Raw genomic sequence first — 23,236 nt, 5'->3', positions numbered from 1 at the left:
CTACAAATACACTAAGATTATATTAAAGCTAAATAAGCATTAGCATATAAATATGGGTAATAGTAAATCATAGATAAAAAAGGATGAATATCATGGATGGAACAATGAGAAAAGATATAAAGCCGGGTATAAGAGTAAAGGTAGTACAAAAACAGGATCAACGTACTGGAAAATTGACTGAAGGTATAGTCAAAAGAATTCTTACAAATTCAGATATGCATCATCATGGTATAAAAGTTATGCTTGAGAATGGAATTGTGGGAAGAGTTAAAGAAATAGGATAACAAATACTATTAATAGAAGCATCTGACTGTACATAGATGCTTCTATTATAATTCTAAGGTAATTACAAGGAATAAGGCATAATATCTATAATAAATAAAATATAGGAAAATAAAATTAAAGTAAATTTTAAATCAGATATTAAAATAAGGTGTATAAAATTCCTAAAAGCGGATATAATCTGAATGTTATTGCAAATGACGGAGTCCGAAACGACAAATTATTTTATTTATCGATATGATAACTAAAACCCCTTGTAATTAAATAAAATTTATGGTAAACTTTCAGTATTGAATGAATTTTAAAAGTATTCAGTTCGACAAAAAGGAAATCGTTTAACTTTATTGCAAACTGTTTTCTGAAAGTCTAGTACTTTTATATTCAACAAAAAAATATCAGAGGAGGAAAATTCAAAATGGGAAATTTTTTAAGCAAATGGAATCAATTGAGTTTGGTTAAGCGAATTATCATAGGTTTAATCGTCGGTATTATTTTAGCTACTATAGCTCCTGAAACAGCAAAACCAATCGGAATTTTTGGTTCATTATTCGTAGGTTCTTTGAAAGCGGTTGCACCAATATTGGTATTATTCTTAGTAGCATCTGCTATCGCTCAACATAAGAGTGGTCAAAAAACTAATATGAAATCAGTTATAGTTCTTTACGTTTTCGGAACATTTGCAGCAGCGGTTGTTGGTGTTGTGGCGAGTTTTATGTTCCCAACAACATTAACACTTGTAGCAGGGGTTGAGAATGCAGCGCCTCCAGGAGGAGTTGGTGAAGTACTAAAAGCATTATTAATGAGTATAGTTTCTAATCCAGTAACTGCACTTGCTGATGCTAACTACATTGGTATTTTAGCTTGGGCCTTACTTATTGGTCTAGCATTAAAAAATGCAGCTGATAGTACAAAAACAGCACTTGTTAATCTTTCAGATGCATTAGCGACAATAGTAAAATGGGTAATTAACTTTGCACCACTTGGTATTATGGGTCTAGTATTTGACACAATTGCTACAAGTGGTATTGGATCTTTACTAAACTACGGAAGATTACTTCTTGTATTAGTTGGCGCTATGCTAGCTGTGGCACTTATTGTAAATCCAATTATCACATTTGTTTTTATTCGTCAAAATCCATATCCACTTGTATTAAAGTGTTTAAGAGAAAGTGGTATTACAGCATTCTTTACACGTAGTTCAGCTGCTAATATCCCAGTAAATTTAACATTATGTGAAAAGTTAAAGTTAGATAAGGATACTTACACAGTATCAATTCCACTTGGTGCTACTATAAACATGGCTGGTGCAGCTATTACAATATCTGTATTATCACTTGCAGCAGCTCATACACTAGGTATTAAAATAGATATTGGTACAGCATTAATATTAAGTATAGTTTCAACTGTAAGTGCTTGTGGAGCTTCTGGAGTAGCTGGTGGTTCATTACTACTTATTCCTCTTGCATGTAGCTTACTTGGTATCCCAAATGATATAGCAATGCAAGTAGTTGGTGTTGGATTTATAATAGGAGTTATTCAAGACTCTTGTGAAACTGCACTTAACTCTTCAACAGACGTACTTTTCACTGCTACTGCTGAATTTGCAGAGTGGAAAAAAGCAGGAAAAGCAATCGTTGTTCCTAAAAACTAATTATATGGTGTTTAGACACCTAATAAAGAGCTCTATTGTAGTTATTAACTGCAATAGAGCTCTTGTTTTTTGTTATTAACAATAAATTTAGTACCACTTTATGTCTAATAATCGTAATTACAAATTTATTTAAAAAGTAATTCTTCAACTTCTGTTACTGGCATTTCCAATCCGGTATATAACTTAAAGGATTCGGCTCCCTGCCATAAAAGCATTCCTATGCCACCTATGGTTTTACAACCAGCAGTCTCAGCATCTTCTAAGAACTTTGTTTTTTTAGGATCATAGATAACATCGGCGACAATTAAGTCCTTTCTAAAGATGCTTTGGTCTTCAATAGTTGTTTTGTCTTCATAAGGATGCATCCCTATAAGCGTCGCATTTACTAATATTTCACTAGATGCAATTTCTTCTTTAAGCTTTTGTTGATCTTCTAAATCGTATATATTCACAATACATTTTGGGACTTCTTTTTTTATGTTTTCAATTGTTTTTTCAGCCTTTAAATAAAAGTCATCTTTTACGTTAAAAATAGATATTTCTTTAGCGCCATCTAAAGCACATTGAACTTCGATAGCTGTTGCAGCACCCCCAGCACCAATTATAGTGATCTTTTTATCTTTAACTTCTACACCATGTTCTTTTAAATTACGGACAAAACCAACGCCATCTGTTATATGGCCTGTTAATATCCCGTCATTATTTATAATTGTATTAACGGCACCGATGATACGAGCAGCTGGAGATAATATGTCCATGTATTTAAGAACCTCGCTTTTACATGGCATTGTAACATTTACTCCTCTCATATTTAAAGTCTTTATAGACTCTATTACGTCAGATACTTTTTCAATGGGAGTATCAAAAGCTAAATATGCATAATCTAGCCCTAATTTTTGAAAACTATGGTTATACATTAGGGGAGATTTTGAATGACGTACTGGTGTACCAATAACGCCTAATAAACGGGTTGTCCCTGAAATACGGCTTTCCATCGAAATACCTCCTGAAATTAGTAAATCTCTAAATAAAATTCTTTTATTTTACAAATTCATTATATTATAGGAATCTATTTAAATCAAATTGATAGTACAATGCAAAAACGAACTCAAAGATTTTGCTTATTAATCTTGTTTAGAAATAAAAAAATTAACCAATTGATTTTCAATTGGTTAATTCTTTATGTAGACTATTTTTTTAATTCTTGTTTTCCAGTTACAGAGCTTTTGTCATCCATTTTGAATGTATCCTTAGCTTCTTGAGTAGTAAAATATATATTTCCTTCAACTTTGTTATCAACTAACTCGAAGTTTTCAGATGAAACATATAAATCACCTACGAAAGTTCCGTGTTGTATGCTAGCATTTGGACTATTTATAGTTAATTTTGGAGCAGTTAAAGTAAATCTAGCAGTTACATTACGCTCTTCATCTTGAGTATAAAGAGCTATTTTACGTTGTACAACATCTTTACCTGCATCATCTTTTTTACCGTTTTTAAACTCTCCATCAAGAACTAAGTCTTTGTCGAATTTTAAATCTTTTAATGTAGCTATTATCCATGTACCTTCGTTGCTTATTGCTTTTTCAAAAGCTTCATTAGTATCTACTATTGATGCTGTTGTTACAACATCTGGAGTAGCTTCTGGAGCTGGGGCTGGAGTTTCTTGTTGAGTTTGTTCTTGTTGGTCTTCGGCAGGTTCTTGCTTAGCACATCCAACAAATACAGCTGTTGATAGAGCTAATGTTAATAATAATGCTTTTCCTTTCATTTTTAAATCCTCCTTTATTTTTAAAGTATTTCTTACTTATTTATTATTGCTAAAAATCATAAAAGTAAACCCATATTTTGATAAAATAAAGTTTTCAGAATGATAAAAAGTAATTTTTCTTACCATTGATATTATTTATCGCTAATATGAATTTATTTTTTTAATTATATATTGTATAATAAGTAGATAAAATAAAAAAGGACGGTAATTATTAATGGAAAGATATCACCTATATGTAGTTCTCACAAGGACAAATACAATAGTATCTAGACTTATCCAATTAATTAAAGATGATGAATTTACTCATGCGGCGATATCATTAGATAAAGAACTTAATTATATGTATAGCTTTAGTAGAAAACATACTTATAATCCTTTCATCGGAGTATTTAGGAAAGAGGAAATTAATAAAGGATTGTATAAATTGCAGAGATCATTACACGGTACAATAATAGAGATTGAAGTATCTAGACAGCAATACAAAGCTGCTAAAGGTTTATTAAATCACTTTATAGATAATAGTAACCTGTATAAATATAATTATAAGGGGCTATTAGACGGCGTGCTTAATAAGGAATCGTGTTATGATTATAGATTTCTGTGTTCAGAATTTGTATATTATATCTTAAAAGAAAGTGGTATTGTAGATTTTAATATATCAAGAAATCTTGTTAGGCCTCAAAACTTTCTGAATTTAGATGGTGATATAATTTATAGAGGTAATCTTAAAGATTTAAAATATCAAAATAAAAATTATGACTCAAGAGAAATAGAAGTTAGAGAATTAAGTATTGGTTAAGAAGCAAATATATTAAAAATTTCAATTGTAGGGCCTGTATATTTTAAATCAATAAGAAAAGTAAAAATATTCAATATTTCTGTGATTATTAATACAGTAGATACTTTTGAGCCTATACTTAGTATATTACCAAAGTATTATTGATTAAAATAGGGATAGTTAGAGAATTTAAGGATAATAAAAGTTGTAGAAAAAATTAAACTAGGGTAGTATCGTAGATATATAAAATTAAAAGTTTTGGAAATGCAACATAATAATGAATGTAGTTTTTAGTATTGGATAAAATTTCTATATACTCAAAAACTACATTTTTTTTGTACGTTGACATGGACATATTAATAGAATTATAATTAAATTAATAAAATAAGTAAATTACTAATTTACTAAGTATAAATGGAGGTAAAAAATGAAAATACCAACTACTTTAAAACATAAACCGGTTGTAGTATGTGAAAACTATGAAAATATTGATGGGAGATCTGCTTATAATACAGATGCAAAGGGCCTTTCATTAGGATTAGCTCAATGGAATGATAGAGGTAAGGTAGATATCTCAGCTAAAGTATGGAGACACACAGGAGAAAAATGGTCTAGACAGTCTGAAGAGCTACCATTCCATCGAGTACTTGATCTTGCAATTTTAGTTTGTAGTGCAAAACATCACTTTAGAGAAGCTTATAGATATGAGAACTTATATAATACAGAAAATCCTATTATAGATAGGGTAGGATTACAGGGAGACGCAATGACAGTAGCCGTATGTACTGACAATGAAAAGATTAATGAAGATATTAAACTTTTTAGCCAAGCTCTTAGCAATGATGATGAACTTATCGGTGAGCGTTTACGTACTTTATCAAGGATATTGAAGGAGATGGGGTATTAGTAGGATTTTATAAGAAATAAAAAAAGTATTACAGGCGCGCATTAAATCTTATATTCTTAGACAAGTGCATCTGTAATACTACAGTATATATTTAGTCTAAAAAATGCTTCTTACTATAATTTAGTGCAAAATTACGGAAGTTGTGTACTGCAGGGCTCAAATATCTATTCTTCACAGAGGCAAGGTAGATAAATCGTTCATGCGGTGGATTTTCTATTTGTAAAATTTTAATATCGAATTGGTCTAATAACCAGATACGAGGAATAACTGCAATGCCATAATTAATAGAAACTAAACCAGCGACAGCACTATCTTCTTCTACTTCACATACAATTTTAGGAGCAACATCAACCTTTGCAAATAAGTTATCGATAAATGAACGTAAACCACTTTCTTTGCTAAAGAAAATAAACGGATACGGTGAAGTATCTTTTAAATCAATTTTATCATAAGTAGCAAGTGGATGATGGTTTGGAACAATAAGTACTAGCTCTTGTTTTAATATAGGTGTAAAATCTATATCAAATTCATTTTCAGCAAAAGAGCAAAATCCCAAGTCAAATTTTTCCTCTTTAAGCCCTTGAATAATGTTTTTTGTAGTTCTTTGGTTAAATGAGAATGAAATATTCTTATTAGATTCATTACTGAAAAAACTTTGAATCATATTTGGTACGAAATTTGAACCTAAGGTATAAATAAATGCTAAATCAATCTTCCCGTGAGATGGACTTGTCAATTCTCTTAATTCTTTTTCACCCTTTTCTAATTCGTTCAAAGCATTATCAACATATCTAAGAAAAAAATTCCCGTATTTAGTTAAACGAACATTCCGTCCTTGTTTTTCGAATAAGTAAGTCCCTAATTCTTTCTCTAACTCTGAAATAGCATAAGTCAAGCTCGGCTGGGTAATAGATAACTGTTCAGCAGCTTGTGTGTAGTGTTCCATCTTAGCTAATACTCTAAAATATTCAAGGTGTTTTAAATTCATTTAGCCTTAGTCCTTTCATACTGATAGTTATTATTAATTTATACTATATACAAAATAGTATACCAAAATATATAAAAAAATTCTATAAATAAAGACACAGCTATCAATAAATTTAATTAATTATTTATATTATAATAAATTTATAAGAAAATTAGAGTCAATAAAATATAGTGTGCCATTATAAGTTAAGCATTTAACAACGCAAAAAAGATTTTAATGGAACACAAGAAGTTTTATTATAAATATAAATATGGGGGAATAAAAGTGACAAGATATAATAACATATTTAATTCATTAAAAGTAAAAAATATGATAATAAAAAATAGAATCATTATGCCACCAATGGGCACAAACTATGCAAGTCAAAATGGTGAGATTAATGAAGATCATATAAAATACTATGAACAAAGAGCTAAAGGTGAAACAGGATTAATAATAGTAGAAAATGCATGTGTAGAATTCCCTTTAGGATCTAATGGAACAACACAACTTAGAATAGATCATGATAGCTTTATACCAGCTCTATACAAATTAACTGAAAGATTACACAAATATGGTACATGTGTAGCGATGCAAATAAATCATTCTGGAGCATCTGCAGTTCCAGAAAGAATAGATTGTCAAGTTCCTGTTTCATCTTCTAATATTCCTTCTAAAACTGGAGGAGCGACTCCTAGACCATTAGATAAGAATGAAATATTAGAAATAGTTGAGAAATACGGAAAGGCAGCAAGAAGAGTTCAAACAGCAGGATTCGATGCAGTTGAAATCCATGCAGGACATTCATATTTAATTAGTCAATTCTTATCACCTATATATAACAAGCGTACAGATGAATTTGGTGGTTGCGCTGAAAATAGAACAAGATTTGCAAGAATGATAATTAATAAAATAAGAGAAGTAGTTGGTCCTCATTTTCCTATTATGTTAAGAATTAGTGCAGATGAACTTCTAGAGGGTGGAAACACTTTAGAAGATACACTTGAACTTTTAGAATATTTAAATGATGAGGTTGATATATTCAATGTATCTGCAGCCTTAAATGACTCATTGCAATATCAAATAGATAACATGAACCTTGAAGATGGTTGGAGATCATATATGGCAAAAGCCGTAAAAGATAAATTTAATAAACCTGTAATAACAACAGGGAATATAAGAAATCCAGAGGTAGCTGAAAGTATTTTAGCAGAGGGGAAAGCTGATTTAATAGGTATAGGACGTGGATTAATAGCTGATCCTAATTGGGTATTAAAGGTTAGAAATAATGAGGAAGATACTATAAGAAAATGTATTTCATGTAACATTGGTTGTGCAGGTCATAGAATAGCGTTAAACAGACCTATTAGATGTACAATTAACCCAGATACAATAAATGGAGAAGCCTATAAAAACAAAAAAATTAAAATGGAAAAAAATGTAGTAGTTATAGGTGGAGGAACTGCTGGACTTGAAGCAGCTTGTACAGCAGCAGAATTAGGATGTGTGACATTCTTATTTGAAGAAAAACCTTATCTAGGTGGGCTTGCAAGAGAAATTTCAAAACTACCAGATAAAAATAGAATTTCACATTTTCCTGATTACTTAGTTAAGAGAGCTGAAAATTTAAATAATTTAACTATATTTATTAATACAAAAGCAGATATAAAAGCTATAGAAAACCTTGAGCCAGATGTTATAGTAAATGCAACTGGATCTAAGCCATTATTGCCACCTATAAAGGGGTTATTAGAACGTATTGATAAAGAAGATGAAAAACTATATTCAATACTTGGACTTTTAAACAATATAGATGAATTTGATAATATTAATGATCTTGAAGGTAAAAATGTAGTGGTTATAGGTGGTGGAGCTGTAGGCCTTGATGTTGTAGAATTTTTTGCGCAAAAAAATGCAAACGTTTCAATAGTTGAAATGCAACCTCTACTGGGGAAAGATTTAGATGTAATTACTAAACTTTCAATGATGGATGTTATAAAAAAATATAATGTAAATGTTCATACAAATACAGCTCTTGTTGAAGTAGCATCAGATCATTTTAAAGTGAAAAAAGACGACAATGAGGTAAACTTAGGTTTTGATTATGGCTTTGTATGTCTTGGAATGAGATCAGAAAATGCAATTTTAAATGATTTACAAGAACATTTTGGTCAAGAAAATATTAAAATAGTCAATATAGGTGATAGCTCAAGAACTAGAAAAATAATTGATGGAGTTAGAGAAGGACGAGATGTAATTGCTATACTTGAAAAAATAGAGAATCTCGAAAAAATTTATGTAAACTAAATATAAATTTTTGATTTTGAAGTTATGATTAATAATATTTAATAGAGCTAGTCCATTAATAATACTAGCTCTATTTTTAACAGTTATATAATTAATAGAGCTTTGAATTAATAAAAAAAACTTATTGATTCATGAAAAATTGTTTAATAAAAAAATTTTATTGATTTATAAACTTAAATTAGTAAAAAAATGTTACTCATTTAATACAGAATGATTTATTTTTGTTTTATAAGGAAATTTGTAGATTTTTTATATAATTCTATAAAGAAAATCTATTAATTAGCCATGTAAAATCAATTGGATTAATATAAAATTTGCCTATATAATAAAAGTATAAGCTGAATTGTTAAGTAATTAACTTTACAAAAATTATGCTTTTAAAATTGAAATTATAGAGTTTATTTAAAAAGGAGAGATTTATTATGGCAGAACGTATTACAGGACACACAGAGCTTATTGGATTAATTGCATACCCTATTAGACATTCAAGTTCACCTAAAATGCACAATGAAGCATTTGCGAAATTAGGATTAGATTATGCGTATTTGGCATTTGAAGTTGACAATAGTACATTAGAAGATACTATAAAAGGTTTTAGAGCAATGAAGGTTAGAGGTAGCAATGTATCCATGCCAAATAAGACAGTTGTTCATAAGTATTTAGATAAATTATCACCTGCAGCTGAACTATGTGGAGCAGTAAATACAATTGTAAATGACAATGGTGTTTTAACTGGACATATAACAGATGGGATGGGTTATATGGCAGCATTAAAAGATGCAGACATTGATGTAATAGGAAAGAAAATGACAATCGTTGGAGCAGGGGGTGCTGCAACTGCTATTGAAATTCAAGCGGCATTAGATGGTGTAGCTGAGATATCTATATTCAATATAAAAGATGAATTCTGGGAAAGAGCAGAAAAAACTGTAAAAGATATTAACGAAAAAACAAAATGTAGAGCTACATTATATGATTTAGCAGATTTAGATTCATTAAAAAGAGAAATCGAAAGTAGTTATTTATTTACCAATGCAACTGGAATGGGAATGAAACCTTTTGAGGGACAAACTTATATTCCTGATAAATCTTTTTTCCGTTCTGACTTAATTGTAAGCGATGTTGTTTATTCTCCAAAAGAGACGGCTATGCTTAAGATGGCAAAAGAGATTGGATGTAAAACAGTGAATGGATTGGGAATGATGTTGTTCCAAGGAGCTGCTGCATTTGAAATGTGGACAGGAAAACCTATGCCAATTGGACATATCAAAGAAGTTTTAGACATTAAGTATTAATAACTTATATTGAGAGGGAGAATAAAAAATGGAGAATAAAATTAATTACAAAAAATACTACCCAACGGCACTTGTACTCTATTTAAACTTTTTTATTCATGGTATCGGAGTTTCTATTTTGGCACAATATAAAGGGCAGTTTGCAGAACAATGGGGTGCAAAATTATTAACTGATGGGACCTACGATGTGAGTTCTGTTTTAATGGTCATAGCTGCATTGGGATTAGGACGATTAATTGCTCTGCCTTTTTCTGGCCCACTTTCAGATAAAATGGGACGAAGATTTTCTGCTTTAATAGGTATTTCATCTTACATTATTTTCTTTGTAGGTATTGCCCTTTCTCCAAATGCGAATATCGCTTATTTATGTGCATTAATGGGAGGAATCGCAAACTCATTTATTGATACCGGAGTTATACCTGCATGTATGGAAATATTAGTTGAATCTACTGGTCTTGCAAGTATTCTAACAAAGTTAGCAATATCAATAGGTCAACTTACACTACCTATGATGATTGGATATATAGCAGCAAATAATATGTCTTATAAAACATTGTTCTTTGTAATGCCTGTATTGTTTGTCATAATAGGTATTCTTGTCGCAGTTATGCCAATGCCTAAAAATGAGGCTGTTAGCAGCACGGGAGAAAAAGAAGAATCATTACTTAAAAAACTTAAATCAATAAAATTTACACCTACAAGCGCTGCACTGATTATAGTTGGATTTACTTGTACTGCAACTTTCCAGCTATGGCTAAATTGTAATCAGGAATTTGCTAAATTAGCAGGACTAAGTGATCCAAGTAAAGTTCAATCTTATTATTCTATGGGTGCAATTACTGCTGTTCTTATTACAGCAGTATTAGTAAAGAAAACTGTAAAGCCTGTTAGAATCTTATTTGTTTATCCTCTAATAGCTATGATTATGTTGACAATTGTTTATTTTGTTAAGACTCCTACTATTGTTATTATTGGTGGCTTTGTAATTGGATATTCAGCAGCAGGAGGAGTATTACAAATGGCAGTGGCTACAATTAATGATATGTTCCCTACAATCAAAGGAACAATTACTAGCGTAATTATGATGGCATCAAGTATTGCAAATTATGCTGTCTTATCATCAGCAAGTGCTATTACTAAAGCATATGGTGTAAATGGGCCTCAATATGTTATGTTACTCAACATAGGAATTACATTTATTGGGGTAGTGCTTGCATTGTATGTTAACATGAGCTACTCTAAGGCTATGAACAAAGAGAATAATGCTGAACTAGTATTGAAATAAATTTCTTCAATCATTTAAGGAGGTCAACATGAATATTGTAAAAATAAAAAATGTAGTAATAGGAGATGGGATACCAAAAATATGCGTACCTATTGTAGCGAAAAACAAAAAAGAAATAATAGAAGAAGCATTGAACCTTGCAAATATAAATGTGGATGTTGTAGAATGGCGTGTAGATTGGTTTGAGGATGTAGAAGATATAGAAAAAGTTAAAGATGTTTTGAAGGATTTAGTTCCTGCTTTAAACAATACTCCATTATTATTTACTTTCCGTACCTCAAAAGAAGGCGGAGAAAGAGAAATAAATCCTAAGGCATATGCAGAATTAAATAAAGCTGTAGCATCTACAGGATTGGTTGATATGGTAGACGTTGAAGCGTTTACAGGAGATGAAATTGTAAAAGATATAATTGAAGGTGCACATGATGTAGGAGTAAAGGTTGTTGCTTCAAATCATGACTTTGATAAGACTCCATCTAAAGACGATATTATATATCGTTTAAGAAAAATGCAAGATTTAGGAGCAGATATTCCAAAAATTGCAGTGATGCCTAATAGTGCTGCGGATGTTATTACTCTTTTAGATGCAACAAGAATAATGAAAGAAGAGTATGCTAATCGTCCTATTATAACAATGTCTATGGCAGGTAAAGGGGTTATAAGTAGATTAGCAGGTGAATTATTTGGATCTGCACTAACATTTGGTGCGGCAAAAAAAGCTTCTGCTCCTGGGCAGATTTCTGTAGTTGATTTACGCAAAACTATTGAATTATTACACAATAATATTTAAAATTTATACCGCAAATAGACTAAGTTTATTTGCGATTTTTTTATTAAATTCATAGATTATTTTTATGAATTTAATAAAAAAATATATTTGATGTGTTACTTTTATAAATATATAATGAGAGTATATATTGTTAATAAAAGGACAAAGGATAAGGGAGAAAAATCATGTTTAAAAATGCTTATTTTAAAACAGCTTTGGGTATATATATAAGTTATTGCATGTTAGGTATGATTATTATTTTACTTGCATCTCATATGACATTTTTAACAAAGCAACTTCAAACAGACGCAGCTGGGATAAGTTTTCTAATTTCTATGGAAGGTCTAGTGCGTTCAATAACAATATATATTGTAGGAAGATTATCAGATAAATTCGGAAGAAAGAAATTTTTATGTTTAGCGCCAATTATAATGTCAGTTTTTTTAATCGGAATACCGTTTTCACCAAATTATCAATTAGCTATGATATTTTCGGCATTTGCAGGTGTAGCTCATGCTATAATGGATGCTACAAGTTATCCTTCTTTAGTTGAATGTTTTCCCAAAAACCCTGGAACAGCAACTGTTATAATAAAGGCATTTGTATCAATGGGTGCTTCAATTCTGCCATTTATTATAGCGTTTTTTATAGGTAGAGATATGTTTTATGGATATACATTTTTTGTAATAGCTATTTTAATGGTATTAAATGGTTTATTCTTAATCTATAGCAAATTTCCAGATATAAAAGAAATAAACGATAAAAATAACGATACAGAACTATATAAGAAAAAATTTAGGGAAGAACCTATATTTAAGAAAGAAGGCATAGCACTTATAATAATAGGCTTTACTTCTAATGCTGTATATATGGCATTCCAAACATGGACGCCTACTTATGCACAACAAATATTAGGAATGGATCAAATAAGTTCATTGAAATTTATATCCTATTATAGTATAGGAGCTATTTTTTCTGTTTTTATATTAGCGAAACTTTTACAAAAAACAATAAAACCTGTATTAGTTACATTAGTTTATCCCACAATAGGGTTATTTGCATTACTATTAATATTATTTGTAAGAATACCAACAGTTGCAACAATAGGATTTTTTCTAATAGGAGTATCAACAGCAGGAGTATTGCAAATGGCTCAAACAACAATGGGTGAGCTTTTCTGGAAAAATAAAGGAGCAACAATGGCTTTAGTTTCTACAGCAAGTGGGTTAGCAGCTGCAGTTATTCCAGGATTTATGGGTTTAATTGTAAGATATTACGGAGTTTTAAATGCTTTTTATTTTCTAATAATTATATATATAATTGGGATTATAGCTGCTAGTTTTGCAAAACTAAGATACGATAGAGTGAACTACTAAAAAAGATTGTTGATTAAAATCAACAATCTTTTTTGCATATAATGTAAGTTTAAGTGTAAAAATATTACAGTCAATAAATATAAGGAGGATAATAATTTATATGAATAAATTTATATATGCAATTATGACTGTAATGGTAGGTGGAGTATTAGGTGTAGGAGTATTAGGTGATAATGGTAATCAAAACTTTAAAACACAAGCTATACAAAAATATGACAACGTAGAAAATGTAGTTATAAATAAAAAAACAGTAAATGAAAAAGAAAATAATGTAGTTGCCAATATGAATATACCCGTTATAAAATATGAAAAAAATGATGACAAATCTAAATACATAAGTGAAATATTTGAAACTCAAGCTATAAAATTTTATGAAGATGCAAAAAATAATAATGAGGATTACAATAATTATGTAGTGGATATAGATTATGAAGTAATGAGAAATAATAAAAATATACTAAGTGTATATACTATGTACAATAAATACGATGATAATTCTATACAATATCATAATGACATAGCTTATAATATAGATTTAAGAACTGGAAAAGTACTAGATTTAAAAGATTTATTTGTAAATAATTATAATTATGAAAAAGTAATAAGTGATGAAATAAAAAAGACGATTAATAAAAAGAAAGAAAGCAATTTGTATAAAAATTTTGAAGCTATAGATAGTAATCAAATATATTACTTAAAGGAAAATAAATTAATTATATATTTTAGACCTGGGGAAATAGCTCAAAATGGTGTAGGTAACCCTAGGTTTGAAATTCCTGTAAGTTCATTTGGAGAAAATTTCAAGGATGAATATATAATAAACTAAAATAAATTTACAAAAACTCCTAAGAATACTTGTATAACAATAATATTTAGGAGGGTTGATAAATGAAAACATGGAAATTCGGATCTGTCATGTGTGTAAGTATCTTAATGTTTACTATATTGTATATAAATGATTTTAATTATAATGTAGATAAAAAACAAATACCCCAGGCATTTTTGGAACAAGGTCTAAAATCAATAAAAATAAAAGAACAAAGTATAAAAAAGAAAGAAGATAGTATAAATATAACTGGAAAAATGCCTATAATACATTATAAAGATACCAATATACAACAGAATATAAATCTTCTTATAGATAGAGAATTTAATGAATTTATTAATACTGAAATTCAAAACTCAAAGATTCTTAACGAAAAATATAAAAAGAATGTGGAAATAAATTACTATATACCATTTGAAGATAAAAACATATTAAACATAGTAATAACCAAAAAAATATTTTTAAATAAAGATAATTATTACTTTATAAAAGATAGCTATGTATTTGATTTAAATACAGGTCAAATTATATCAATTGGAGAGTTATTAAAAGATAATCCAGATTATAAAAACACCATAAGGGATTATATAGTTGATTATATAAATAAAAATAATCTACCTTATAGTATAAACAAAATAATGATAAATTCGGAAACGGGATACTATTTATTAGATGATGGAATTGGAGTATATTTCAATCCTTATAAGGATAGTTACGAAAAGTTAGATTATGAATTTAAAATACCATATAGTATATTTAAAAATAAAATAACTAAAGTAAAAACGAATCCTATAAGTGCAAGTATAGATTATGAAAACATAATAAGAGAAGAGCCTTATATAAATAGTATATTAAATATACCTATAATAAATATTAATAATAAGACTATACAAAACAATATTAATAAGATGTTAAGAAAAGAAGTTTTGGGCTTTTATGAAAAAGTAAAACAAGAAGCTTCTCAATATTACAGTGATGCCAAAGGAGTAGGAATAAATCCTTTTATAGCAAATGTAACTTTTGATGTAAAAGAAAACGAAAACAATATAATTAGCATATATACAATTTACTATCAGTACAGTGGAGGAGCTCACGGATACAATAATGATATTACCTATAATATAGATTTATCAGATGGGAAATTAATAGAGTTAAAAGACTTGTTTAAGAAAAATATAGACTATAAAAGTATAATAAACGAAAAAATAAATAAACAAATAGACGAAAAAATAAAAGAATATGGAGAAAGTACTCCTATATATGATTTTAAAGGGATAAAGGATAATCAGCAGTTTTACCTTCAGGATAACAATTTAGTTATATATTTTGAATTATATGAAATAGCACCTTATGCTGCTGGGATACCTAAATTTGAGATACCACTAAAAGAGTTGAAAGACGTATTAAATGAAAAGTATAAAGAGTTACTATTAAAGTAACTCTTTATACTTTTATAATATTCAACTGATAAACTTGAGCAACGGGAATTTTATTTTTTGAGTTTTTTACTCATTATCATATGTTCTTTATAAACATCTTTTATTAAGTCTTTTAATTGCCAATTTTTATTTGTTGGAGTTAATGTAGCCATAAGAGGTCTTTGTATTTTATATTGTTTAAATTTATCTAAAAAGTCATGAATTTCTTTTTGAGAAAATCCACAAAGCAACATAAATTTAACATCAGGATAAGTACTGTTAGACTCATAATCTATAGTTTTTTTAGTCCATTCAATACCTAAGAGATCTTCAACTGTATTATCTAATAAAAATTTTTCTACTATCATATAATCATCTTCATTTGATCTTTGTAAAAAATCACCTAAAATTTTTCTATCTTCTTGACTATATCCATATATAAGTATCTTATGAATATCGTAATTTCTCTTATTATTTTCTGTATCTATTTTTTGAAAACTCATTTTATCATCTCCTCATAATATTAATATCCAACATATAAATATATTAAACAAAAATAGGATATTATTCCACCAATTGAATAATACCCCATTTAATTTATCTATATCTTAATTCTGCTATTTTTGTAACTGCTGTATAAACACGTGATATTTCATACCATGTTTTAAAATCAACTACTCCTGATTGAGGCAATCCAAATATGCGTTGAAATTCTTTTACAGATGCTTCGGTTGCAGCATCAAAGGTTCCACTTTCTCTAACTTTTGGTAGCGCAGGGTAGCCATTAGATATAGCATTTAGTTGGTTTTGTATAGTTCGTACATCGCTACCAGTGGATCCAGATTGAAGAGATTGGCCAGGGTAAGAAACTGGCACACCGGTAACTATAGGAGCCTGTGCAAATACTAGGTCATTTCCATAAAAATTTTTAATAATTTGTTCATAAGTTTTACCTTGTGCCCCTAATTCTTTACTTCCCCATTGCGTCATTTGACCTGGACACTGAGATTTTTCACCATCACAATATTGTGCTAAGAGAGGCTGTCTAGCAGTTGGAGGTCTTTTTATAAAGGTATTAAATATTTCATCAACGGCTACACTTATTGTATTAAATATATTTCTTTTATTGATAAATTTATGATCATATGCTGTAGTTGAAGTTATAGTATAGTTATATCCTTGATTTCTGTACCATTCTGTAAATACCCTATTTAAAGTAAATGATACTATTGCTAGGACATTTGCATATATAGTTTGTGTTGGCCAAGTAGAGTATATTTCAGATGAGGCTACATTTTTTATATAATCTTTGTATGTTATCCAGTAGTTTTGAGCGGACTTATCCTCAGGTAGACCATCATGTACAACTATAAACTCAGGAACTACAGGATTATCTAAAACAACAAATCCTGTTGGGGGAGGAAGCGGTTTTAAATCATCTTCAGGTATTTTAGGTGGATAATTTCCCCATAACGTAATATCTCCTATAGTAAATACTATTTCATTTTGACGAGAATAAAGTAGTGGACTTCTTTGTTTTGGTACTAATTCAATAGGTTGCCTTGCTTCAACTGTAGCAAATATTTGTGTTCCATTTATAACAATAGTTTCATAGCCATCTTTTATAACTTCTACTACATATTCACTATATGGTCTTACAGTTGAACCAGGAGTAAGCGAATACTCTACATCTGGTGCAGGTAAATTTAATCCAATGACCTGACCTGATATATCAGTTTTTAAATTCTGATAAGCTGTAGTGGAGGCCGATGATTCACTTGGTATAGTATATACGTTAACTGTTGCATCTTGAATGGGTCTATTGGTGCTGCTATCAACTACAAATACGGTTAATAGTCCATCTGGCATATTTTACAACATCCTTTCTTAATATGTTTTTAACTAACTATTATATATTATGAAAATGGTGTACAAATTGTTAAGTAATTTGGGAATAATATAATTAGATATTATCTAGAGAGGAAGATAAAAATGAAATTAGAATTATTATTACTATCAATAGCACCAGGAATAGCATTTGGATTATGGATATATTTAAAAGATAAGTATGATAAAGAACCTCTTTATCTTTTATTTAAGGTATTTATATTTGGTTGTTTATGTACTATCCCAACCTTAATAGTAGAAAACATATTAACATATTTTAATATATTTAATGGATTATTATCAGTTGCTTATATATCATTTATAATTGCTGGATTTACAGAGGAGTATTTTAAAAGATTAGTAGTATTAAAATCTGCTTTTTCTAGTAAATATTTTAACGAAAAGCTAGACGGTATAGTATATTGTGTTTTTTCAGCTCTTGGATTTGCCACTATAGAAAATATATTATATGTATTTTTAAATACGAGCATAGAAGCTTTTCAAATTGGAATTAATAGGGCTTTAATATCTGTACCTGCTCATATGTTGTTTGGAGTTACCATGGGATATTATCTATCTTTATATAAATATTGTAATGACGATAGTGTAAGGCGTAAGAGCTACTTAAGTAAATCCCTTTATGTTCCTATTTTGTTACATGGTTTATTTGACTTTATACTTATGAGTAACTTAAGCTGGGCTATGATAGTATTTATAATTTATGTGTTATACTTATGGAAGATAAATTTAGATAAATTGGATGAATATACTAGGGATTCTAAATATCAATATATTAGAAAGTACCGTAGAAAGGACTTGAAATAAGGGGGAGTTTATATGATTAACAATGCAAAAGAAATCGCTTTACTAGGAGGGAAATATCTTAAAGAAAATTTCATGAAAAATATAAGAGTAGATATAAAAGGATATAAAGATTTAGTAACTGAAGTTGATTACAAATGCGAGGAGATAGTAATTAAAGAAATAGAAAGGAGATTTCCAAGTCATAGCATATTATCTGAGGAAAAAGGTCTTATAGATAAAAATTCAGAGTACAAATGGATACTAGATCCTTTAGACGGAACTATAAATTATGCTAAGGGAATACCATTATTTGGAATAATATTATCACTATTACATAACGATGAGACTATACTTGGAGTTATATATTTACCTATGTTAAATGAACTTTATTATTGTGAAAAAAGCAAAGGAGCTTATTTAAATGATATAAAAATAAATGTCTCTAATACATCAGATTTACAGAAAGCTTTAATATCAATAGGAGACTTTAATATAGGGAAAGATGATGAGATGAAGAAACAAGATAATATAGAGATGTTAAATATAATAAATAGGCTTTCTGAAAACACAATGAGAACTAGATGTTTTGGAGCTGCAAGTGTAGATTTATGTTTTTTAGCAAGTGGAAAAACAGATGCATTATTTTATGCATTTTGTAGTCCTTGGGATGTATTAGCAGGGGAATTATTATTGAGAGAATGTGGTGGAAAAATAACTTACTTAGGAAATAATAATATCTACTCTAATGCTAACTTACACAATGATATAATAAATAAATTAACCAAATTGTAAAATATATAAAAATCTTTAGAGTAGTGCTGGTTAACAGCACTTATTTTTTTAAACTAATAAAATTTACATGTAGTAATATATACAAATAAGTAAATAATTAAAATAATAAGACTAACTATTGATTAAAAATTTGGGAGGATTATATGGGCAGTATAAATAAAAAACAAGAATTCGTAATAGCTAAATTTTTAAAAAGGTATAATTACGATGGAGTATTAGAAATATTATCAGAAGTAGGTATAGATAATGGAGATTTATATAATTTTATAAGTTCATGTAAATATGCTGTTAATTTTGATTTTAAAACAGCTATAAAAAAAATAGATAAGTTGAGTAATCCAGTTTTAAATAGAAAAGAAATCAAAGCCCTAAAAAATAATTTAGCAAAATTAATAGATGGAGAGCCAGAAGCTATACTTTCAGAGATAATACAAAACATAAAGATTCAAATAATAAATGAAGAATATATAGATTTTTTAGGTAGATTATATAGATTAAAGGAAGCTTTGTTTAAATATATATTTGTTAAGAGTCAACATGATAATAAAAAAGACAGAATATCTATGCATGGAAATATGGTATCAAAGAGAAGTATACTCAATACTCTAAAAAAGAAGTATAATATATACAATGGTAATTTAATCCATGGTGTTACGAATTATGTTAATAAGCATGTTAGAAAAACAAAAAGAATGGAAAAGGTTCTTGAAATGCTTAACACTGATAAGCTTGAAAAGTTAATACATCTTAGAAATGAGTGTCCTGTTGGACATGGATTTAGAGGAGTTAGTAAAGAAGATATAGAGCAAATATACGGAGAGCCTATGGAAGTAGTACAGGACTTTATAAAAATTTGTGAACTTTTAGATTTAGAAATAAAAACTAACAAATATGATGTAATAAATGATATTATAATAGAGCTTATCGGTAAATATTTAAGGTATGAAGGAGATGAAGTAGTTGATGAGTAAAGTAGGTAAAGAAATTCTAGAATGGATAAAAACAATAGCAGTAGCTCTTGTAATAGCATTTATAATAACAACATTTATAAGACCTACATTAGTAAGAGGATATTCTATGTATCCAACTTTAGAAGAAAATGACTATTTAATTATTAGTAGAATGGCTTACAACAATGATATCCCTAATAGAGGGGATATAATAGTATTCAAGTCTCATTTAATTCAAGAAAATGGAAAGGGCAAAGATTTAGTTAAAAGAGTTATAGCTACTGAAGGAGATCATGTTGTTATAAAAGACGATGCAGTATATATAAATGATAAACTTCAAGCAGAATCTTATATAAGCAAAGAAGTATACACTGCAGGAGATATAGATATAGTGATCCCCGATGGAGATATATTTGTTATGGGAGACAACAGAGAAAATAGTATGGATAGTAGAGACCCTCTAGTAGGGTTAATTTCTATAGATGATATAATGGGCAAGGTTGTATTGAGATTATATCCATTTAATAAAATAGGATCAGTAGAATAAAGGTGATTTAATTGAGATTAGGAATATCTTCTTTAAGCTTTGAACTAAAAGATAAAATATACATGTGTAAAAATGAAGGACTTAACCATATAGAATTAGGTATAGACAACTTAGATGAATATGAAATTTTATATGATTATATAAATGAAATAAAAAAACATGATATAAGCATAGGTATACATTTGCCAATGGAATTAAATACATGTGAAAATATAGAGTATATAAGAAATGCATGGGTAGATTTTGTATATAATAATCTTGACTATGCCAACAAACTAAACGTTAAATATTTTAACGTACATTTAGGATATGTTATGACTAATAGACTTTTATCTAATAGACCTAAATATCTAAAAAATTCTGTAGACTTTTTTAAAAAAATATGTTCAAAATCTGAAGAAGTAGATATATATATAGAAAATACATACTCAAAAGTTGGAGATTTTAGTAATGTAGGCAATTGCTCGTATGATTTTGAGTATATATTTAATAGGTTAAATAATATAGATAAATTAGGTTTTTGTTATGATACTGGTCACAACCTTATAGATAAAGATATATATACAAGAAATCTATATAATAAAATAAAACTAATACACTTAAGTGATAATGATGGTTTAAATGATTTACATATAGGATTAAACTATGGGATATTAGATATAGATGAGGTATCTAATATAATTAATATAAAAGGAATTAAGTATATTGTATTAGAAGTTAAGGACAAATATGTAAGCGAGAGCAGAGACTTAATAAAAAATATGATAAGATTATAATTAGAAATAATTTAATATGGTAAGAATATAAAAGAGGTATATACCTCTTTTTTTTTCATATAAATTAATACAATAGGATATAATTTAAGGGGTGTTATAATGGAAAACATAAAAGTTAATATAAATAATAAGGTAATAGAATATCCTAAAGGAATTACACTAGAGGATATAAGTAAAACTTGCAAGGATGAGTATAAGGGCATTATTACATTAGGGGTTGTAGACAATAAACTAAGGGAATTAAATGAAACTATAGATAAAGATTGTAATATAGAGTTTATAGATACATCTAGTGAAGATGGAATGAGAGTTTATTTTAGGGGGTTGTCCTTTGTATTTATAAGAGCTTGCGAAGAAATATTAAAAGGATGTAATGTAACTATAGAACATTCATTATCACATGGATTATATTGTGAAATAAAATATGAAAGAGATATAAATGAAGAAGATATAGATAAAATAGAAAATAGAATGAGAGAAATAATATACAATAACGAACCTATAAAAAGGGAAATAGTGTCCAAAGAAGAAGCTATAGATATATTTAATAATTTTGGAAGATGTGCAAAATCTGAACTTATGAAATATAAGCAAGATGATAGTGTTAAAATATATGAGTGTGGTTGGTTAAAAAGTTATTTCTATGGTTATATGGTTCCTTCTACAGGATACCTAAATGTATTTAGACTTCAATATTATAGACCTGGTGTAGTTATAATGGGACCTCAAAAATATAACCCAACGAAGGTTAGAGACTTTGAACCTCAACCAAAGCTTGCAAGTGTATACAGAGAAGCCGAAAACTGGTCTAAGCTAATGAACATAGACAAAGTTACGGCACTAAATGAAGTCATATTAAAAGAAAACTATCCAGAGTTAATAAGAACAGTAGAAGCTCTACATGAAAAAAAGATATCTCAAATAGCTGACATTATAGCTAGCGATGAAAATAAAAGGATAATATTAATAGCTGCTCCATCATCATCTGGAAAAACTAGTTTTGCCCATAGATTATCGGTCCAACTAAAGGTTAATAACCTACATCCTATACCAATATCGCTAGATGACTATTTTGTAGATAGAGAATCTACACCTAAGGATGATGAAGGAAACTACGACTTTGAATCTATATATGCAATAGATATAGATTTATTTAATGCGGATTTGGAAAAATTATTAAATGGTGAAGAGGTTGAGTTGCCTACATTTAACTTTAAAACAGGAAATAGAGAATATAATGGGAGAAAGCTAAAGGTAAATGAAAAACAACCTATAATATTAGAAGGGATACATGGTTTAAATCCACTTCTTACTCAGTCAATACCTGATGAAAATAAGTTCAAAATATATATAAGTGTATTAACACAAATTAATTTAGATGATCACAATAGAATACCAACTACAGATCTAAGGTTACTTAGAAGAATAGTTAGAGATTATAATTTCAGAGGGTATAGTGCTCAAAGGACTATAGTCCAATGGCCATCTGTAAGGCGAGGAGAAGAAAAAAATATATTTCCTTTTCAAGAAGAAGCAGATATTATGTTTAATTCAGCCTCATTATATGAATTATCTGTTCTTAAAAAATATGCAGAACCTATCTTGAAAGAAATAGAAGTAGATTCTAGGGAATATAGAGAAGCAAATAGGTTATTAAAGTTTCTACAGTACTTTGTAAGCTTAGAAGATGAGCACGACATACCACCAACATCTATAATAAGAGAATTTATAGGTGGAAGTAGGATAGTACATTGATGATATAGAATATATTAATAAATATAAAGTCCTGGATATTGACAAAATATCAGGACTTTTATATTTTATTTGGTATATAATTACTAAATAGAA

Annotated in this window: 22 protein-coding genes; 17 read left to right on the top strand and 5 right to left on the bottom strand. The window is 28.6% G+C overall.

Annotated features, from left to right (window positions below; translation table 11 throughout):
* Window positions 1-92: 92 nt before the first annotated feature.
* Window positions 93-284 (top strand): YwbE family protein, encoded by a 192-nt coding sequence (locus tag ACUSRV_RS08805; protein ID WP_490141571.1) that lies wholly within the window; start codon window positions 93-95, stop codon window positions 282-284.
* Window positions 285-697: 413 nt separating this feature from the next.
* On the top strand, window positions 698-1,933 hold the full coding sequence (gene sstT, locus ACUSRV_RS08800; RefSeq protein WP_490141570.1) for a serine/threonine transporter SstT: 1,236 nt from the start codon (window positions 698-700) through the stop codon (window positions 1,931-1,933).
* Between the two features lie 125 nt (window positions 1,934-2,058).
* Here sstT and aroE read toward each other — a convergent pair whose 3' ends face one another.
* Complete coding sequence (aroE, locus tag ACUSRV_RS08795) at window positions 2,059-2,928, bottom strand: shikimate dehydrogenase (RefSeq protein WP_490141569.1); 870 nt, start codon at window positions 2,926-2,928, stop codon at window positions 2,059-2,061.
* 194 nt (window positions 2,929-3,122) lie between these two features.
* A complete protein-coding gene (locus ACUSRV_RS08790; RefSeq protein ID WP_490141568.1) occupies window positions 3,123-3,704 on the bottom strand; it encodes a hypothetical protein in 582 nt (193 codons plus the stop codon).
* A gap of 214 nt (window positions 3,705-3,918) precedes the next feature.
* On the opposite strand from ACUSRV_RS08790, the gene ACUSRV_RS08785 reads away from it, so the two are divergent.
* Window positions 3,919-4,503 (top strand): hypothetical protein, encoded by a 585-nt coding sequence (locus ACUSRV_RS08785; RefSeq protein ID WP_490141567.1) that lies wholly within the window; start codon window positions 3,919-3,921, stop codon window positions 4,501-4,503.
* Between the two features lie 406 nt (window positions 4,504-4,909).
* Window positions 4,910-5,389 (top strand): DUF6530 family protein, encoded by a 480-nt coding sequence (locus ACUSRV_RS08780; RefSeq protein WP_490141566.1) that lies wholly within the window; start codon window positions 4,910-4,912, stop codon window positions 5,387-5,389.
* A gap of 91 nt (window positions 5,390-5,480) precedes the next feature.
* On the opposite strand, the gene ACUSRV_RS08775 is transcribed toward ACUSRV_RS08780, so the two are convergent.
* Window positions 5,481-6,377 (bottom strand): LysR family transcriptional regulator, encoded by an 897-nt coding sequence (locus tag ACUSRV_RS08775; protein WP_490141565.1) that lies wholly within the window; start codon window positions 6,375-6,377, stop codon window positions 5,481-5,483.
* Between the two features lie 264 nt (window positions 6,378-6,641).
* Between ACUSRV_RS08775 and ACUSRV_RS08770 the strand changes: the two genes are divergently transcribed.
* From ACUSRV_RS08770 to ACUSRV_RS08740, 7 genes are all read left to right on the top strand, one after another.
* Complete coding sequence (locus ACUSRV_RS08770; protein ID WP_490141564.1) at window positions 6,642-8,663, top strand: oxidoreductase; 2,022 nt, start codon at window positions 6,642-6,644, stop codon at window positions 8,661-8,663.
* 422 nt (window positions 8,664-9,085) lie between these two features.
* Window positions 9,086-9,958, top strand: coding sequence for a shikimate dehydrogenase (locus ACUSRV_RS08765; protein WP_490141563.1), 873 nt, complete (start codon window positions 9,086-9,088; stop codon window positions 9,956-9,958).
* Window positions 9,959-9,986: 28 nt separating this feature from the next.
* Window positions 9,987-11,243, top strand: coding sequence for an MFS transporter (locus tag ACUSRV_RS08760; RefSeq protein WP_490141562.1), 1,257 nt, complete (start codon window positions 9,987-9,989; stop codon window positions 11,241-11,243).
* Between the two features lie 28 nt (window positions 11,244-11,271).
* Window positions 11,272-12,033: a type I 3-dehydroquinate dehydratase gene (aroD, locus tag ACUSRV_RS08755; protein ID WP_490141561.1), complete on the top strand. Its 762-nt coding sequence runs from the start codon at window positions 11,272-11,274 to the stop codon at window positions 12,031-12,033.
* Window positions 12,034-12,197: 164 nt separating this feature from the next.
* The gene (locus tag ACUSRV_RS08750) at window positions 12,198-13,388 is read left to right on the top strand and encodes an MFS transporter (RefSeq protein WP_490141560.1); all 1,191 of its coding nucleotides are present in this window, start codon (window positions 12,198-12,200) and stop codon (window positions 13,386-13,388) included.
* A gap of 100 nt (window positions 13,389-13,488) precedes the next feature.
* Window positions 13,489-14,214 carry a DUF3298 and DUF4163 domain-containing protein gene (locus tag ACUSRV_RS08745; protein ID WP_490141559.1) on the top strand — a complete coding sequence of 242 codons (726 nt, stop codon included), beginning with the start codon at window positions 13,489-13,491 and terminating at the stop codon, window positions 14,212-14,214.
* Between the two features lie 62 nt (window positions 14,215-14,276).
* Complete coding sequence (locus tag ACUSRV_RS08740) at window positions 14,277-15,653, top strand: DUF3298 and DUF4163 domain-containing protein (RefSeq protein ID WP_490141558.1); 1,377 nt, start codon at window positions 14,277-14,279, stop codon at window positions 15,651-15,653.
* 50 nt (window positions 15,654-15,703) lie between these two features.
* Here ACUSRV_RS08740 and ACUSRV_RS08735 read toward each other — a convergent pair whose 3' ends face one another.
* Window positions 15,704-16,135 carry a DUF3783 domain-containing protein gene (locus tag ACUSRV_RS08735; protein ID WP_490141557.1) on the bottom strand — a complete coding sequence of 144 codons (432 nt, stop codon included), beginning with the start codon at window positions 16,133-16,135 and terminating at the stop codon, window positions 15,704-15,706.
* A 94-nt stretch (window positions 16,136-16,229) separates the two neighbouring features.
* A complete protein-coding gene (gene sleC / locus ACUSRV_RS08730; RefSeq protein ID WP_490141556.1) occupies window positions 16,230-17,501 on the bottom strand; it encodes a spore cortex-lytic germination protein SleC in 1,272 nt (423 codons plus the stop codon).
* A gap of 123 nt (window positions 17,502-17,624) precedes the next feature.
* Between sleC and ACUSRV_RS08725 the strand changes: the two genes are divergently transcribed.
* From ACUSRV_RS08725 to ACUSRV_RS08700, 6 genes are all read left to right on the top strand, one after another.
* Window positions 17,625-18,344 (top strand): PrsW family intramembrane metalloprotease, encoded by a 720-nt coding sequence (locus ACUSRV_RS08725; protein ID WP_490141555.1) that lies wholly within the window; start codon window positions 17,625-17,627, stop codon window positions 18,342-18,344.
* A gap of 12 nt (window positions 18,345-18,356) precedes the next feature.
* Window positions 18,357-19,115 (top strand): inositol monophosphatase family protein, encoded by a 759-nt coding sequence (locus ACUSRV_RS08720; RefSeq protein ID WP_490141554.1) that lies wholly within the window; start codon window positions 18,357-18,359, stop codon window positions 19,113-19,115.
* Window positions 19,116-19,258: 143 nt separating this feature from the next.
* On the top strand, window positions 19,259-20,086 hold the full coding sequence (locus ACUSRV_RS08715; protein ID WP_490141553.1) for a hypothetical protein: 828 nt from the start codon (window positions 19,259-19,261) through the stop codon (window positions 20,084-20,086).
* Window positions 20,079-20,612, top strand: coding sequence for a signal peptidase I (gene lepB, locus ACUSRV_RS08710; RefSeq protein WP_490141552.1), 534 nt, complete (start codon window positions 20,079-20,081; stop codon window positions 20,610-20,612). Before ACUSRV_RS08715 ends, lepB begins: the two co-directional genes overlap by 8 nt.
* Window positions 20,613-20,623: 11 nt before the next feature.
* Window positions 20,624-21,388 carry a sugar phosphate isomerase/epimerase family protein gene (locus ACUSRV_RS08705; protein WP_490141551.1) on the top strand — a complete coding sequence of 255 codons (765 nt, stop codon included), beginning with the start codon at window positions 20,624-20,626 and terminating at the stop codon, window positions 21,386-21,388.
* A gap of 99 nt (window positions 21,389-21,487) precedes the next feature.
* A complete protein-coding gene (locus ACUSRV_RS08700; RefSeq protein WP_490141550.1) occupies window positions 21,488-23,143 on the top strand; it encodes a uridine kinase family protein in 1,656 nt (551 codons plus the stop codon).
* Window positions 23,144-23,236 lie beyond the last annotated feature (93 nt).

This window comes from Sporacetigenium sp. TC11 (assembly GCF_058146105.1).
This window is presented reverse-complemented; position numbering and strand designations above follow the sequence as displayed.

What these genes read in the sequence shown, in the direction of transcription:
- ACUSRV_RS08745 (WP_490141559.1), top strand. Translation starts at nt 13,489, where the DNA reads ATGAATAAATTTATATATGCAATTATGACTGTAATGGTAGGTGGAGTA.
- ACUSRV_RS08735 (WP_490141557.1), bottom strand. Translation starts at nt 16,135, where the DNA reads ATGAGTTTTCAAAAAATAGATACAGAAAATAATAAGAGAAATTACGAT.
- ACUSRV_RS08700 (WP_490141550.1), top strand. Translation starts at nt 21,488, where the DNA reads ATGGAAAACATAAAAGTTAATATAAATAATAAGGTAATAGAATATCCT.
- aroE (WP_490141569.1), bottom strand. Translation starts at nt 2,928, where the DNA reads ATGGAAAGCCGTATTTCAGGGACAACCCGTTTATTAGGCGTTATTGGT.
- ACUSRV_RS08785 (WP_490141567.1), top strand. Translation starts at nt 3,919, where the DNA reads ATGGAAAGATATCACCTATATGTAGTTCTCACAAGGACAAATACAATA.
- ACUSRV_RS08780 (WP_490141566.1), top strand. Translation starts at nt 4,910, where the DNA reads ATGAAAATACCAACTACTTTAAAACATAAACCGGTTGTAGTATGTGAA.
- ACUSRV_RS08740 (WP_490141558.1), top strand. Translation starts at nt 14,277, where the DNA reads ATGAAAACATGGAAATTCGGATCTGTCATGTGTGTAAGTATCTTAATG.
- ACUSRV_RS08765 (WP_490141563.1), top strand. Translation starts at nt 9,086, where the DNA reads ATGGCAGAACGTATTACAGGACACACAGAGCTTATTGGATTAATTGCA.
- ACUSRV_RS08750 (WP_490141560.1), top strand. Translation starts at nt 12,198, where the DNA reads ATGTTTAAAAATGCTTATTTTAAAACAGCTTTGGGTATATATATAAGT.
- ACUSRV_RS08760 (WP_490141562.1), top strand. Translation starts at nt 9,987, where the DNA reads ATGGAGAATAAAATTAATTACAAAAAATACTACCCAACGGCACTTGTA.
- ACUSRV_RS08805 (WP_490141571.1), top strand. Translation starts at nt 93, where the DNA reads ATGGATGGAACAATGAGAAAAGATATAAAGCCGGGTATAAGAGTAAAG.
- ACUSRV_RS08715 (WP_490141553.1), top strand. Translation starts at nt 19,259, where the DNA reads ATGGGCAGTATAAATAAAAAACAAGAATTCGTAATAGCTAAATTTTTA.
- ACUSRV_RS08725 (WP_490141555.1), top strand. Translation starts at nt 17,625, where the DNA reads ATGAAATTAGAATTATTATTACTATCAATAGCACCAGGAATAGCATTT.
- ACUSRV_RS08720 (WP_490141554.1), top strand. Translation starts at nt 18,357, where the DNA reads ATGATTAACAATGCAAAAGAAATCGCTTTACTAGGAGGGAAATATCTT.
- sstT (WP_490141570.1), top strand. Translation starts at nt 698, where the DNA reads ATGGGAAATTTTTTAAGCAAATGGAATCAATTGAGTTTGGTTAAGCGA.
- ACUSRV_RS08775 (WP_490141565.1), bottom strand. Translation starts at nt 6,377, where the DNA reads ATGAATTTAAAACACCTTGAATATTTTAGAGTATTAGCTAAGATGGAA.
- aroD (WP_490141561.1), top strand. Translation starts at nt 11,272, where the DNA reads ATGAATATTGTAAAAATAAAAAATGTAGTAATAGGAGATGGGATACCA.
- sleC (WP_490141556.1), bottom strand. Translation starts at nt 17,501, where the DNA reads ATGCCAGATGGACTATTAACCGTATTTGTAGTTGATAGCAGCACCAAT.
- lepB (WP_490141552.1), top strand. Translation starts at nt 20,079, where the DNA reads ATGAGTAAAGTAGGTAAAGAAATTCTAGAATGGATAAAAACAATAGCA.
- ACUSRV_RS08790 (WP_490141568.1), bottom strand. Translation starts at nt 3,704, where the DNA reads ATGAAAGGAAAAGCATTATTATTAACATTAGCTCTATCAACAGCTGTA.